This is a genomic window from Streptomyces sp. NPDC002817 (genome assembly GCF_053592055.1).
The window spans coordinates 286921-300398 of sequence record NZ_JBSFUY010000004.1 but is presented as its reverse complement, the minus strand read 5'-3'; the positions used below and the strand labels follow the sequence as shown (position 1 = coordinate 300398).

Below are 13478 nucleotides of genomic sequence, written 5' to 3'. Positions count from 1 at the left end.
GTTCAGCCTTCCGTCGCCGTGGGGAGCGTGGTGGTGCCGACGGCGGCAGTATGCGTGACGGAAGTGGTCTACGCCATGGGGTGTGACCCGGTGGATCAGGAGGGGCTCATGAGCGCCATCAGCGCGAGTACCGGGATCACCTGGAAGGCGGCCGCTCCCCACAGCCGGGCGAGCAGCAGCGCGACGCCGATGGCCGCCACCACCGCGCACGCCGTGCCCAGTTCCGCCATCGGCGGCTCGTACGGCTCCTCGTTCCAGTTCGCCGCCCATCCGGCCCAGCCGGCGGCCCACCATCCGTAGGCCACGACAAGGAAGTCGACCGGAAGAAGCGCCAGTACCGTGACGGTGTTCTTCGCCTTCATGTCGATCATCCTGGTAGAAACAGGAGGGCGACCGCCTGAGTATCCGTACCTAACCCGGGATACGCCCGGCGGCCTCCCGCAGCGCCCCCACGAACGCCTCCACCGCGGGCGCCGGCGCCCGTCCCCGTGCCGTCGCCGCGTACACCGCCCGCGCCGGCGCCCCCTCGTCCAGTACCGGCAGCAGGGCGACGTCCGGCCGTACCGACTCCGCCGCCAGCGCCGGGACCAGCGTCACGCCGAGGCCCGCGGCGACGTAGCCCTGCTTGGCGGTCCACTCGGCGACGACATGTGCGACGCGCGGCCGGAAGCCCTGGCGCAGGGCCGCGTCCAGCAGCGTGCCCTCCGGGCGGGCGCTGCCGGAGATCCAGTCGGCGTCGGCGAGTCGGCCGAGGCGGACCGGACCGCCGTCCGCCAGCGGATGCGCGGCCGGGACGGCGACGTACAGGGACTCGTCGAGGAGGTGGTGGAGGACGTACGGCTCCAGCGGAGCGCCGCCCGTCGTGGACACCACCGCCAGGTCCAGATGCCCGGCGGCGAGCCGGTCCAGGAGGCCGGGGGTGAACCCCTCCTCGCGGGAGACCCGCACACGCGGATGGCGGTCGCGGAAGGCACCGAGCGCACGCGGCACCAGCGCCGCGTCGGCCGTGGCGAACGCCCCGAACCTCAGCCGTCCGCCCGCCACTTCGCGCAACGCCGCCAGCTCGCGCCCGGCCCCGTGCAGTGCCTCGACGACGGCCTCCGCGTGCGGCATGAGCACCCGGCCCGCCTCGGTGAGCCGTACGCCCCGCGGCAGTCGGTCGAAGAGCGGGGCCCCGCCCAGCGCCGACTCCAGCGAGGAGATCTGCCGGGACACCGCGGACTGGGTCCAGCCGAGGGTCCGCGCGGCGACCGTGAAGGAACCCTGGCGGGCGACTTCCAGGAAGGCGCGCAGCCAGACGGTGGAGAGATCGAGAGACTCATGCGGAGGCGGCATGGGACCCATGCTAGACATTCGCTTGTCGCATCGCAGGGGTGAACATAGCGTCGGTGCCATGGAGCACATCGCATTCCTCGGCCTGGGGCACATGGGCGCCCCCATGGCCCGCCGACTCCTCGTCGCAGGACACCCGTTGACCGTCTGGAACCGCACCGCCGAGAAGGCCGGACCGCTCGTAGCCGCGGGCGCCGGGCTCGCCGCCTCCCCGGCCGACGCCGTCCGGGACGCCGACGTCGTCATCACCATGCTCGCCGGCCCCGACGCGCTGGAGACGGTGGCAGGGGCCGCCGCGGAAGCCCTGCGGCCCGGCGTCCACTGGATCGAGATGTCGACCGTCGGCCCGGATGCCGTACACCGACTCGCGGCCCGACTGCCCGAAGGCGTCACCCTCGTCGACGCCCCCGTCATGGGCAGCACCGACAAGGCGGCCTCGGGTGCCCTCGGCATCCTCGCCGGCGGTGACACGACCGGCGTCGAGCACCTCCTCGCCCGCCTCGGCAACGTCACCCGCACCGGGCCCCTCGGCTCCGGCGCCGCCCTCAAGCTCGTCCTCAACTCGGCCGTCATCAGCGGGATCGCGGTGGTCGCCGAAGCCCTGCGGCTCGCCGACGCCCTCGGCCTGGACGGAGCCACGGCCCGCACCGCCCTCGCGAACGGCCCCCTCGCCGGAGTCGTCGCCCGCGCCCACGCCGAGGGCGTGCACTTCGACGCCACGCTCGCGGTGAAGGACCTCGACCTGGCCACGAAGACGGCACGACTGCCCGTCATCGAGGCCGCGTCGGAGCACTACCGCCGTGTCGCCGAACCCGGCGAGGACATCTCCCGGGCCGCGGCCCGCATCCGCACCGCCTGAACCCGCAGACAAGGGAGCCCCATGAAGGTCACCATCGACAGCCCCGCCTCCGCACCCCAGCCCCTGAGCCCCTACTACTCCCAGGTCGCCCGAGTCGAACAGGCCGACGGCGGCGCCCTGTTGTTCGTCTCCGGACAGATCGCCGAGGGGGAGACCCTCGCCGAGCAGAGCCGAGGCGTCTTCGAGACGATCGACGCCCTGCTGAAGGCCCACGGCGGCACCCTCACGGACGTCATCAACATCCGCACGTACCTCACCGACATCGACAGGCTCCAGGAATACGGCGCCGTACGAAGGGAGTTCCTCACCGGGACCCCGCCCACCAGCATGACCTTCGAGGTGCCGAAGCTGTTCCGGCCGGAGGCGCAGATAGAGGTGGAGGTGGTCGCCGCGGTCAGTCCAGGTTCTCGGGGCTCTCGGGGTTCTCGCCCAGCAGCCTGAGGAAGTCCCGGAACGCTCCCGGCATGTCCACCGACTCGGGGTCCAGGAGCCACTGGTACTGCAGCCCGTCCATGACCGCCACCAGCAACGGCGCCGTGCGCTCGGGCGTCAGCCCGTTCGGCAGCCGGTCCCCGTACTCGGCACGCAGCACCGCCGCCATGCCCTCGCGCACCTGCGCATAGCGCTCGGTGAAGTACGCGCGCGCCGGATGCCCGTCCGTCACGCTCTCGCCGAGCAGTGCCGAGAAGGTCTGGATGATGCCGGGCCGCATCGCGTTGTACTCGACGAGCGAGGCGAGCAGGTCGATCCGCCACTGGGTGTCCGGCACCGCGTCCCACTGGTCCCGCTCCTTGAGCACGGCGACCAACAGCGCTTCCTTCGTGGGGAAGTGGTGCAGCAGCCCTTGCTGGGTGAGCCCGACGCGCTCCGCGACGGCGGCGAGGCTCGCCCCGCGGTAGCCGCGCTCGGCGATCACCTCCAGGGCCGCCCGGACGATCTCCGCGCGCCGTTCCTCGCTCCTGACCCTGGCGTTCATGGGGTCACCGTACGGCATGACCGTATGCCCAATATAACGGCCAGATAACGAAACCTACCGGTCTACAGGTAACGGGTGCACGATGGGGGAACGGCACGGACCCGAAACCAGGAGGACCCCATGGCGGGCACCCGCTCCACCCCGGCGGACCAGGCGCGCGAGGCTGCCGTGGAGGCGGCCCTCGGCAAGCTCGACCTGGATGCGAAGGCCCGGCTGCTGGCCGGCCAGGACATGTGGACGCTGCCCACCCTGCCCGAGATCGGCCTCGAGTCCCTCGTCATGTCCGACGGGCCGATCGGCGTCCGAGGCGTGCGCTGGACCGCCGACGACCCCTCGATCGCGCTGCCGTCCCCGACCGCGCTCGGCGCCACCTGGGACCCCGAACTCGCTCGCCGCGCCGGTGCGCTGCTCGCCCAGGAGGCCCGCCGCAAGGGCGTCCACGTCCTGCTCGCCCCCACCGTCAATCTGCACCGCTCCCCGCTCGGCGGCCGCCACTTCGAGGCCTACAGCGAGGACCCGTACCTCACGGGACTCATCGGCGCGGGCTATGTGAACGGCGTCCAGTCCGGCGGAGTCGGCACCACCGTCAAGCACTTCGTCGCCAACGACGCCGAGACCGACCGCTTCACGGTCAACAACGTCGTCTCCGAGCGCGCCCTGCGCGAGCTCTACCTGCGGCCCTTCGAGCTCATCGTCGAGAACGCCCGCCCGTGGGGCATCATGACCGCGTACAACCAGGTCAACGGCGTGACGATGACCGAGCACCACCACCTCGTGAACGAGATCGCGCGCGGCGAGTGGGGCTTCGACGGCTACAACGTCTCCGACTGGATGGCCGCCCGCTCCACGAAGGGCGCCATCGAGGGCGGCCTCGACGTCGCCATGCCGGGCCCGCAGACCGTGTACGGCGAGGCCCTCGCCCAGGCCGTCCGCGACGGCGAGGTCGAGGAGGCCAAGGTCGACGAGGCGGTACGCAACGTCCTGCGGCTCGCCGCCCGCGTGGGCATCCTGGAGAGCGCCGAGCCGGCCGTCACCGAACTCCCCGACACCATCGACGGCGAGGCGCTGGCCCGCGAGATCGCCCGCCGCGCCTTCGTCCTGGTCCGCAACGAGGTACGCGACGGGAACAGCGCGCTGCCGCTGAAGCAGGGCACCGTGGCGTTGATCGGAGCCGCCGCCCGCGACGCCCGCGTCCTCGGCGGCGGCTCCGCCACCGTCTTCCCGCCCCGCATCGTCTCCCCGCTCGACGGCCTCACCGCCGCCCTCCCCGCGGGCACCCTCACCTTCGCCGTCGGCGCCGACCCCAACACCGAACTCGCGGTCGCCGACAAGGGGTTCACCCTGCGCGCCGTCTGCCGCGACATCGACGGCAACGTCATCGGCACCGGCAACGCCCCCAACGGCCAGATCCAGTGGATGGGCAACGACCTTCCCGAGGGCGTCACCCACGACACCCTCCACACCATCGAGCTGACCGGTACCTTCACCCCGCGCGACAGCGGCACCCACACCTTCGGCATCAAGGGCGTCGGCGCCTTCACCCTCACCGTCGACGGCACGACGTACCACGACGACCTCCAGCTCCCCGCCGACACCAGCGACCCCTTCGAGGCCTTCTTCGGCTCCCCGGTGCCCCACGGCGAGGTCGAACTGACCGCGGGCGAGCCGGTCGAGGTCTCCCTCACCCATGTCTTCCAGCTGCCCGAAGGCATCCCGTTCATGGTCATCGCCTTCGCGCTGGCCCACCAGGAGCCGCGGCGCGACGCCGACGAACTGATCGCCGAGGCCGTCGAGGCCGCCCGCAACGCCGACACCGCGGTCGTCGTGGTCGCCACCACCGACCGCGTCGAGTCCGAGGGCTTCGACCGGGGGGACCTCGAACTGCCCGGCCGCCAGGACGATCTCGTCCGCGCCGTCGCCGCCGCCAACCCGAACACCGTGGTCGTGGTCAACTCCGGCTCCCCGGTCGAACTGCCCTGGCGCGACGACGTCGCCGCCGTACTCCTGAGCTGGTTCCCCGGCCAGGAGGGCGGTGCCGCCCTCGCCGACGTCCTCACCGGCGCCCACGAGCCCGGCGGTCGCCTGCCCACCACCTGGGGCTCCCTGGACGCCGCCCCGGTCACCCGGGTGATCCCCGCCGACGGTGAACTCCCGTACACCGAGGACGTCTTCATCGGCTACCGCGCCTGGACGAAGGAGGGCCGCACCCCCTCGTACCCCTTCGGCCACGGCCTCGGCTACACCGACTGGACCTACGAGTCCGTCCAGGTCGAGGGCACCACGATCCGCGTCCGCCTCCGCAACTCCGGCGAGCGCACCGGCCGCGAGGTCGTCCAGGTCTACCTCGCCCCCGCCGACGCTCCCGGCCCCGACCGCCCCGAGCGCCTGCTGGCCGGATTCGCCGGCGTCGAGGCCGCGCCCGGCGAGAGCACCGAGGTCACCGTCGAGATCCCGCGCCGCGCCTTCGAGACATGGACCGGGGGAGAGGACGCGGAGGGCTCGTGGTCGTTTGTGAAGGGTTCGTACGAGATCCAGGTCGGCCGCTCGATCACGGACCGTCGCCTCACCGCCACGATTAACGTCTGATCCGGGATAAGTCTCCCCACGAGCAGCCCCGGCCCGGGACCTGACACCCGGGCCGGGGCTTGTCGCTTTCCGAAACCCTCGGCGGGGTCTCAGCGCGTGGAGAACGCGTACACCGTCTCCGACCGGAACACCTCGCCCGGCCGCAGCACCGTGCTCGGGAACTCCGGCCGGTTCGGGGAGTCCGGGAAGTGCTGGGTCTCCAGCGCGACACCCTCGCAGGGCGCGAAGGGCTCCTCCAGGTGGTCCGCGGTGTACAGCTGCAGGCCCGGCTCGGTGGTGGACACCGTCAGCACCCGCCCGGTGGAGGGGTCGTGCAGCTCGGCGACCTCGGCCGGCTCCTCGGTCACACCCTTGTCGAGCACGAAGTTGTGGTCGTACCCCGAGCCCACCTTCCGGCTCTCCCGGAAGTCGAAGTGCCCGCCGGTCACGTCCTGAAGCACCCCGGTCGGGATCCGGTCCGCGTCGACCGGAGTGAACCGGGAGGCGGCGATCCGCAGTTCATGGCCGCTCGCGTCCCCGGAGCCGGCCAGGTTGAAGTAGCTGTGGTTCGTCAGGGCGAGAACCGTCGGTGCGTCCGTCACCGCCTCGTACGCGATCCGCAGCGCACCGTCCGCGTTCAGCGTGTACGTCGCCGAGAGCTCCAGCCGGCCCGGGAAGCCCTCCTCGCCGTGCGGACTGACCCGGGAGAGCCGGATGCCGTGCTCGACGGGCGCCACGTCCCACACCCGCTTGTCGAAGCCGCGCTCGCCGCCGTGCAGGCAGTTCGGCGCGTTGTTGGGCGCCAGCGCGTACGTCACCCCGTCCAGCGGGAAGCGGCCGCCGGCGATCCGGTTCGCGTACCGGCCGATCAGCGCACCGAAGTAGGGCCCGGTGTGCGTGAGATATCCGTCCAGGTCCGCGAACCCCAGCACCACGTTCCCGGCGCTTCCGTCCCGGTCCGGGACCTCGGCGGACTGCACGATCCCGCCGTACGACAGCACCCTGACCCGCACGCCGGCCCGCTCCAGCGTCCAGCGGTGGACCGGGCTGCCGTCGGAAAGTGTGCCGAAGAGTTCGTTCATGTTCAAAACTCTAGGTCACGCCCTCTTGGCCGTGACCTCCCGGTAGGCGATCTCGGCCAGCCTGGCCTGCCCGTTCACACTCGGGTGGAACCAGTCGATATGGCTGAGCTGGTCCGTGCCGAACCGGAACTCGTACACCGCGCCCCCGTCGAAACGGCATCGCTCGTCCTTGGCGCAGACCTCCTCCAGGACCTTGTTGTACGCCTCCACCCGGTCCAGCACGGTGTCGCGCCGCTCGGTCGCCGCCGTGTCCACGGCATCCGCGTCGCCCAGCATCGACGGGCATATCCCGAGCTTCCACACCTGCTTGCCCATCGGGTTGGTGCGCCCCTCGGACCACAGCCGCTTCAGGTTCGGCACGCTCGCCACGTACACCTGCGCCTTCGGCGCCGCGTCGCGCAGGGTGCTCATCGCGTCCTCGAACTGTGCCCGGAAGTCGGCCACGGACGTCATCGCCGAGGTGGAGTCCCGGCACGCGTCGTTGGCCCCCGCCATCACCGTCACCAGCCCGGGCCGCTTCGCCGCGGCCTGCGCCATCTGCCCGGCCAGATCGGTCATCCGGGCCCCGCTGACCGCGTAGTTCCAGCTGTTGGAGGCCGCCTTCGCCGACCCCAGCAGCCGTACGGCGAGACTGTCGACCTCGGCGCGGCTGCCGGTCGCCCAGGAGGCCTCCGGGCAGTCCTGGAGGAGCGAACAGGCGTCGAAGCCGCGGGTGATGGAGTCGCCCACGGCGGCGAGGGAGGACGGACTGGAGTCCCAGGCGGGCGTCGTCGGACTGGGGGAGGGCTTCACTCTCTGCGCCTCGGTGCCCGAGCCGGACGGCGCCGACTCGTTGCCGCCGACGGCGTCACAGCCGGCGGCGCCCAGGACGGCCGCCGTCGCGACGGCGAGTACGGCACGCGAGCGGTGGCTTCGCTTCCGCATCCCTTTGGTGATCCCCTCGGTCGACATGCAATCCCCTGCGAACTTCGTCCCCCTCCATAACAACGCACGGGAGTTCCCGACCTTCGCCGCGCAACGGCTCACCCCCGTCCTAGCGTCCTGCCGGGTGAATGGCGGGCGTTTCACGGCACCGGGACCGACGGTACGTCACACTCCTTGCGCCGCCGCACGGTAGCCTCGCCATCAACGTGGCTGCCGCCACCACCGTTCCGTCCATTCGCACAATGGTCCCGCTCTGCCCGGAGGTCCCGGTGACGACACGTGGAGTTCTGTACGTGCACTCCGCGCCGCGCGCGCTGTGCCCACACGTCGAGTGGGCCGTCGCCGGGGTGCTCGGCACGCGCGTCAACCTCGACTGGATCCGGCAGCCGGCGGCCCCTGGCACCTGGCGCTCGGAGTTCTCCTGGAAGGGCGAGGTGGGCACGGCGTCGAAGCTGGCGTCGGCCCTGCGCGGCTGGCACCTGTTGCGCTTCGAGGTGACGGCCGAGCCCTGTCCCACCGCCGAGGGCGAGCGCTACAGCTGCACCCCCGACCTCGGCATCTACCACGCGGTGACGGGCATCCACGGCGACATCCTGATCCCCGAGGACCGACTGAGAGCGGCACTGGCCCGCTCACAGGGCGGCGAGACCAACCTGGAAGCAGAGATCGCCAAGCTCCTGGGCAAGCCGTGGGACGACGAACTGGAGCCGTTCAGATACGCGGGTGAGGGCGCCCCGGTGCGCTGGCTTCACCAGGTCGTCTAGGAATCCAGGCATGCCGAAGGGCCCCCATCGACCGGTGGGGGCCCTTCAGTTGCGTACGGAGGTCTCTCAGACCGTACGGAACGCCAGCACCACGTTGTGGCCGCCGAACCCGAACGAGTCGTTCAGCGCGGCGATACGGCCCTCGACGGGCAGCTTGCGCGCCTCACCACGGACGATGTCGGCGTTGGCCTCCGCCTCCGGGTCGAGGTTCTCGACGTTGATGGTCGGCGGGGCGAGACGGTTGTACAGGGCGAGGATCGTCGCCACGGACTCCACACCACCGGCGCCACCCAGCAGGTGACCCGTCATGGACTTCGTGGCGGACACCGCGAAGTGGTCGGCATCGTCGCCGAACACCTTGCGCAGCGCCTTCAGCTCGGCCACGTCACCGGCCGGCGTCGAGGTGGCGTGCGCGTTGACGTGCACGATCTCCGCCGGGTTCAGATCGGAGTTGTCGAGCAGGTTCTGCAGGGCCTGGGCGATACCGCGACCCTCCGGCTCGGGCTGCACGATGTCGTGGCCGTCGGCGGAGATGCCCTGGCCGACCGCCTCGGCGTACACGCGCGCACCGCGCTCGGCGGCGTGCTCCGCGGACTCCAGGACGATCACGCCGGCGCCCTCGCCGAGGACGAAGCCGTCGCGCGCGGTGTCGTAGGGACGCGAGGCGCCCTGCGGGTCGTCGTTGTTCTTGGACATCGCCATCATGTTGCCGAACGCGGCGATCGGCAGCGGGTGGATCGCCGCCTCCGTGCCGCCCGCGATGACGACGTCGGCGCGGCCGGTGCGGATCATCTCGATGGCGTAGCCGATGGCCTCGGCGCCCGAGGCGCACGCGGAGACCGGGGTGTGCACACCGGCGCGGGCGCCCACGAGGAGACCCACGTTGGCGGACGGGCCGTTGGGCATGAGCATGGGGACGGTGTGCGGGGAGACGCGGCGGACGCCCTTCTCCTTCAGCACGTCGTACTGGTCGAGCAGTGTCGTGACGCCACCGATGCCGGAGGCGATGACCGCGCCGAGGCGGTCGGCGTCGACGGCGGTGTCCTCACCGGCCCTGCCGGTGAAGCCCGCGTCGGCCCACGCCTCCTTGGCGGCGACCAGCGCGAACTGCGCCGACCGGTCCAGGCGCCGGGCCTGCGGCCGCGGGATGACCTCGGTCGGCTCCACGGCGACGGGCGCCGCGATACGGACGGCCTGGTCGGCCGCCCACTCCTGCTCCAGGGGCTTCACACCGGACTTGCCGGCGACCAGACCCTCCCAGGTAGAGGCTGCGTCGCCACCCAGCGGTGTGGTTGCGCCGATACCGGTGACGACCACGGTGCGATTGGTCGGGCTCACGGGAAATCTTTCTCCAACGATTACGAGGATTCAGCGGCGCCACCGCCGGGTGGCGGGGCAATGGACTGATCCGGGGATCAGCCCTGGTTCTTCAGGATGTAGTCGGTGGCGTCGCCGACCGTCTTGAGGTTCTTGACGTCCTCGTCCGGGATCTTGACGTCGAAGCGCTCTTCGGCGGCGACGACGACCTCGACCATGGACAGCGAGTCGACGTCCAGGTCGTCGGTGAAGGACTTGTCCAGCTGGACGTCCTCGACCGGGATGCCGGCGATCTCGTTGACGATGTCGGCGAGACCGGCGACGATCTCTTCCTGAGTGGCGGCCATGTGAGGCGCTCCTTCGTTGTTGTCCAGAGGGTTGGCAGTACGTTCCGGACCGGACCGTTGCTGATCCGGCACGGAGTGCCTAGGGGAGGGTAACGACAGTCGCGGCGTAGACGAGACCCGCCCCGAAGCCGATGACGAGCGCGGTGTCGCCGCTCTTCGCCTCGCCGGTCGCCAGGAGCCGCTCCATCGCGAGCGGGATCGAGGCGGCCGAGGTGTTGCCGGTGGTGCGTACGTCACGCGCGACCGTGACGGACTCCGGCAGCTTGAGTGTCTTCACCATCGAGTCGATGATCCGCTCGTTGGCCTGGTGCGGAATGAAGACGTCCAGTTCGTCCGCGGTGATGCCGGCGACGTCCAGCGCCTCCTTGGCGACCTTCGCCATCTCGAAGACGGCCCAGCGGAACACCGCCTGGCCCTCCTGTGTGATGGCGGGGAACTTGCCCGTGCTGTCGTACTCGGTCCACGCCACGGTCTGCTTGATCGTGTCGGACTTGTCGCCCTCGGAGCCCCACACGGTCGGGCCGATGGCCGGCTCCTGGGAGGGGCCCACGACGACCGCGCCGGCACCGTCACCGAACAGGAAGGCCGTGGCCCGGTCCTCCAGGTCGGTCAGGTCCGACAGCCGCTCGACACCGATGACCAGGACGTACTCCGCCGAGCCCTCGACGACCATGCCCTTGGCGAGGGTCAGGCCGTAGCCGAAGCCCGCGCAGCCGGCCGAGATGTCGAAGGCGGCCGCCTTGTCCGTGCCGAGCTTGTGGGCGATCTCGGTGGCGACGGCCGGAGTCTGCTTGAAGTGCGAGACGGTCGAGACGATCACGCCACCGATCTGCTCGGCGGAGATCCCGGCGTCGGCGATCGCCTTGCCGGACGCCTCGATCGACATCGCGGCGACGGTCTCCTCGTCGCTCGCCCAGTGCCGGGTCTCGATGCCGGAGCGCGAGCGGATCCACTCGTCGGACGAGTCGATCGTCTCGAGGATCACCTCGTTCGGCACGACCCTCGTCGGCCGGTAGCCACCGACACCGAGGATGCGCGCGTACGGGGCGCCCTTGCTGGGCTTGATCTTCGACATTGCTCTCTGGCTCCTTTTCAGGCGCTGTGCTCTGCGATGAGCTCGCGAGCAGCGTCGAGGTCGTCGGGGGACTTGAGCGCCAGCGTCTTCACGCCGGGCAGCGCGCGCTTGGCGAGACCGGTGAGGGTGCCGCCGGGGCACACCTCGACCAGCGCCGTGACACCGAGCTCCTTGAAGGTCTCCATGCACAGGTCCCAGCGGACCGGGTTGGCGACCTGGCCGACCAGACGCGCAAGGACCTCGGCGCCGGTGGCGACCGTCTGCCCGTCCTTGTTCGAGACGTAGGGGAGCTTCGGGTCGGCGGGCGTGAGGGCCTCGGCGGCCTTCGCCAGCGCGTCGACCGCGGGACTCATGTGGTGCGTGTGGAAGGCGCCGGCCACCTTCAGCGGGACGACCTTGCGGACGCCCTCGGGCTTGTCCTCGTTCAGCGCGGCGAGCTCCTCCATGGTGCCGGCGGCCACGATCTGGCCGGCGCCGTTCACGTTCGCCGGAGTCAGACCCAGCTTCTCCAGGTGCGCGACGCTCACCTCGGGGTCGCCGCCGAGCAGCGCCGACATCCCGGTCTCGGTGATCGCGGCGGCCTCGGCCATGGCCAGACCGCGCTTGCGTACGAGGGTCAGTGCGGCGGTGTCGTCGAGGACACCGGCGAAGGAGGCGGCGGTGATCTCACCGACGCTGTGGCCCGCGACGGCGCCCGGCGTCACGGCACCGAGTGCCGAGGCGGACAGGATTCCGGCGGCGACCAGCAGCGGCTGGGCCACCGAGGTGTCACGGATCTCGTCCGCGTCGGCCTGGGTGCCGTAGTGGGCGAGGTCCAGGCCGATGGCGTCCGACCACGCGGCGACGCGGTCGGCGGCACCGGGGAGTTCGAGCCAGGGGGTCAGGAAGCCGGGCGTCTGGGCGCCCTGGCCGGGAGCGACGAGTACGAGCACTCTCACACTCTCTCTTGTGGACGGGCACGGCCGCCCGTGGGGACAGGGACGAAGAACACGAGGGGGTTTTGTGGACCCCCGACAAAAGCCTAGAGCTGGATATCCCCGTCGACCAGACGCCCCAGGATGAGGGCGATCCGCAGCGTGAACGCGGATCGTACGTCGGAGGGTGACCAGCCGGTGACGTCAGTCACACGTCGAAGCCGGTAGCGCACGGTGTTGGGATGGACGAAGAGCATCCGGGCGGCGCCTTCGAGACTGCTCGCCTGTTCGAGATAGACCGAGAGCGTCTCGAGGAGAGCTGAACCGGCTTCCTCCAGTGGTCTGTAGATCTCCTCCACCAGCTGCTCGCGCGCGCTCGGGTCACCCGCGATGGCGCGCTCCGGAAGAAGATCGTCGGCCAGTACCGGGCGCGGGGCGTCCTGCCAGGCAGTACCGGCTTTGAGCCCTGCCGCGGCGGCCTGCGCGGAGCGGGTGGCGGCCAGCAGATCGGGTACGACGGGCCCGGCGACCACGGGTCCCGCGGCATAGGGCCCGATCAGCGACTTGGCGACGGCGAGCGGGTTGTCGCTGCCGCCGGCGATCACGACGAGCCGATCGCCGAGGACCCCGGTGAGCACCTGGAGCTTGGCGTGCCGGGCGGCCCTCCGAATGGCCTCGACGGTGAGCTCGGAGTCACCGTCGGGCGCGGTGCCGAGGACGACGCACACGTGCTCGGGCGCGTTCCAGCCCAGCGCGGCGGCCCGGCTGACGGCCCCCTCGTCGGCCTCACCGCTGAGCACGGCGTTGACGACAAGCGATTCCAGGCGGGCGTCCCAGGCACCGCGTGCCTCGGCGGCCTGGGCGTAGACCTGGGCGGTGGCGAAGGCGATCTCGCGGGCGTAGACGAGGAGGGCCTCGCGCAGGATGGACTCGTCACCGGGAGCGGCCACCTCGTCGATGGCGGACTCCATGACCTCGATGGTGGTGCGCACCATCTCCACGGTCTGCCGCAGTGTGATGGCCCGGGTCAGCTCGCGCGGAGCGGTGCCGAACACATCGGTGGAGATCGCCTGCGGGGCGTCGGGGTGCCGGAACCACTCGGTGAACGCGGCGATACCGGCCTGTGCGACCAGCCCGATCCAGGAACGGTTCTCCGGGGGCATGGCCCGGTACCACGACAGCGTCTCGTCCATCCGCGCGATGGCCTGCGCGGCCAGGGACCCGGCCGACTTCTCCAGCCGCTTCAGGGTCGCCGAGTGCGGATGGGAGTCACGTGCGAAGGCTTCGGTGTTGCTGGCTTCGGGTTCGGGCACGGGGACAAGA

At 71.1% G+C, this 13478-nt stretch carries 14 protein-coding genes; 4 read left to right on the top strand and 10 right to left on the bottom strand.

The window, feature by feature from the left end; translation table 11 throughout:
* Window positions 1-95: 95 nt before the first annotated feature.
* Both ACWD3I_RS10415 and ACWD3I_RS10410 read right to left on the bottom strand, forming a co-directional pair.
* Window positions 96-362, bottom strand: coding sequence for a hypothetical protein (locus tag ACWD3I_RS10415; RefSeq protein ID WP_365393723.1), 267 nt, complete (start codon window positions 360-362; stop codon window positions 96-98).
* 49 nt (window positions 363-411) lie between these two features.
* Window positions 412-1344 (bottom strand): LysR family transcriptional regulator, encoded by a 933-nt coding sequence (locus ACWD3I_RS10410; protein WP_451084064.1) that lies wholly within the window; start codon window positions 1342-1344, stop codon window positions 412-414.
* Between the two features lie 49 nt (window positions 1345-1393).
* Here ACWD3I_RS10410 and ACWD3I_RS10405 point away from each other — a divergent pair, with 49 nt between their 5' ends.
* Both ACWD3I_RS10405 and ACWD3I_RS10400 read left to right on the top strand, forming a co-directional pair.
* Window positions 1394-2191, top strand: coding sequence for an NAD(P)-dependent oxidoreductase (locus ACWD3I_RS10405; RefSeq protein ID WP_365393721.1), 798 nt, complete (start codon window positions 1394-1396; stop codon window positions 2189-2191).
* Window positions 2192-2212: 21 nt separating this feature from the next.
* Entirely contained in the window at window positions 2213-2632 is a 420-nt protein-coding gene (locus tag ACWD3I_RS10400; RefSeq protein WP_365393720.1) for a RidA family protein, read from the top strand.
* Here the strand turns inward: ACWD3I_RS10400 and ACWD3I_RS10395 are convergent.
* Entirely contained in the window at window positions 2586-3185 is a 600-nt protein-coding gene (locus ACWD3I_RS10395) for a TetR/AcrR family transcriptional regulator (RefSeq protein WP_365393719.1), read from the bottom strand. The genes ACWD3I_RS10400 and ACWD3I_RS10395 overlap by 47 nt on opposite strands.
* Before the next feature lie 102 nt (window positions 3186-3287).
* Between ACWD3I_RS10395 and ACWD3I_RS10390 the strand changes: the two genes are divergently transcribed.
* Window positions 3288-5753 carry a glycoside hydrolase family 3 protein gene (locus ACWD3I_RS10390; protein ID WP_365393718.1) on the top strand — a complete coding sequence of 822 codons (2466 nt, stop codon included), beginning with the start codon at window positions 3288-3290 and terminating at the stop codon, window positions 5751-5753.
* Window positions 5754-5842: 89 nt separating this feature from the next.
* Here ACWD3I_RS10390 and ACWD3I_RS10385 read toward each other — a convergent pair whose 3' ends face one another.
* Both ACWD3I_RS10385 and ACWD3I_RS10380 read right to left on the bottom strand, forming a co-directional pair.
* A complete protein-coding gene (locus ACWD3I_RS10385; protein ID WP_365393717.1) occupies window positions 5843-6814 on the bottom strand; it encodes an aldose epimerase family protein in 972 nt (323 codons plus the stop codon).
* Between the two features lie 15 nt (window positions 6815-6829).
* Window positions 6830-7738 carry an SGNH/GDSL hydrolase family protein gene (locus ACWD3I_RS10380; RefSeq protein WP_365393716.1) on the bottom strand — a complete coding sequence of 303 codons (909 nt, stop codon included), beginning with the start codon at window positions 7736-7738 and terminating at the stop codon, window positions 6830-6832.
* Between the two features lie 269 nt (window positions 7739-8007).
* Between ACWD3I_RS10380 and ACWD3I_RS10375 the strand changes: the two genes are divergently transcribed.
* On the top strand, window positions 8008-8502 hold the full coding sequence (locus tag ACWD3I_RS10375) for a DUF3145 domain-containing protein (RefSeq protein WP_361540205.1): 495 nt from the start codon (window positions 8008-8010) through the stop codon (window positions 8500-8502).
* A gap of 66 nt (window positions 8503-8568) precedes the next feature.
* On the opposite strand, the gene fabF is transcribed toward ACWD3I_RS10375, so the two are convergent.
* The 5 genes from fabF to ACWD3I_RS10350 form a co-directional block, all read right to left on the bottom strand.
* Complete coding sequence (gene fabF, locus ACWD3I_RS10370) at window positions 8569-9840, bottom strand: beta-ketoacyl-ACP synthase II (RefSeq protein ID WP_365393715.1); 1272 nt, start codon at window positions 9838-9840, stop codon at window positions 8569-8571.
* 77 nt (window positions 9841-9917) lie between these two features.
* The gene (locus ACWD3I_RS10365; RefSeq protein WP_019067091.1) at window positions 9918-10166 is read right to left on the bottom strand and encodes an acyl carrier protein; all 249 of its coding nucleotides are present in this window, start codon (window positions 10164-10166) and stop codon (window positions 9918-9920) included.
* Window positions 10167-10245: 79 nt separating this feature from the next.
* Window positions 10246-11241, bottom strand: coding sequence for a ketoacyl-ACP synthase III (locus tag ACWD3I_RS10360; protein ID WP_365393714.1), 996 nt, complete (start codon window positions 11239-11241; stop codon window positions 10246-10248).
* A gap of 17 nt (window positions 11242-11258) precedes the next feature.
* On the bottom strand, window positions 11259-12173 hold the full coding sequence (locus tag ACWD3I_RS10355; protein WP_365393713.1) for an ACP S-malonyltransferase: 915 nt from the start codon (window positions 12171-12173) through the stop codon (window positions 11259-11261).
* A gap of 89 nt (window positions 12174-12262) precedes the next feature.
* Complete coding sequence (locus ACWD3I_RS10350; protein ID WP_046259152.1) at window positions 12263-13468, bottom strand: PucR family transcriptional regulator; 1206 nt, start codon at window positions 13466-13468, stop codon at window positions 12263-12265.
* Window positions 13469-13478: the final 10 nt, after the last annotated feature.

What these genes read in the sequence shown, in the direction of transcription:
- ACWD3I_RS10415 (WP_365393723.1), bottom strand. Translation starts at nt 362, where the DNA reads ATGAAGGCGAAGAACACCGTCACGGTACTGGCGCTTCTTCCGGTCGAC.
- ACWD3I_RS10410 (WP_451084064.1), bottom strand. Translation starts at nt 1,344, where the DNA reads ATGGGTCCCATGCCGCCTCCGCATGAGTCTCTCGATCTCTCCACCGTC.
- ACWD3I_RS10405 (WP_365393721.1), top strand. Translation starts at nt 1,394, where the DNA reads ATGGAGCACATCGCATTCCTCGGCCTGGGGCACATGGGCGCCCCCATG.
- ACWD3I_RS10400 (WP_365393720.1), top strand. Translation starts at nt 2,213, where the DNA reads ATGAAGGTCACCATCGACAGCCCCGCCTCCGCACCCCAGCCCCTGAGC.
- ACWD3I_RS10395 (WP_365393719.1), bottom strand. Translation starts at nt 3,185, where the DNA reads ATGCCGTACGGTGACCCCATGAACGCCAGGGTCAGGAGCGAGGAACGG.
- ACWD3I_RS10390 (WP_365393718.1), top strand. Translation starts at nt 3,288, where the DNA reads ATGGCGGGCACCCGCTCCACCCCGGCGGACCAGGCGCGCGAGGCTGCC.
- ACWD3I_RS10385 (WP_365393717.1), bottom strand. Translation starts at nt 6,814, where the DNA reads ATGAACGAACTCTTCGGCACACTTTCCGACGGCAGCCCGGTCCACCGC.
- ACWD3I_RS10380 (WP_365393716.1), bottom strand. Translation starts at nt 7,738, where the DNA reads ATGCGGAAGCGAAGCCACCGCTCGCGTGCCGTACTCGCCGTCGCGACG.
- ACWD3I_RS10365 (WP_019067091.1), bottom strand. Translation starts at nt 10,166, where the DNA reads ATGGCCGCCACTCAGGAAGAGATCGTCGCCGGTCTCGCCGACATCGTC.
- ACWD3I_RS10360 (WP_365393714.1), bottom strand. Translation starts at nt 11,241, where the DNA reads ATGTCGAAGATCAAGCCCAGCAAGGGCGCCCCGTACGCGCGCATCCTC.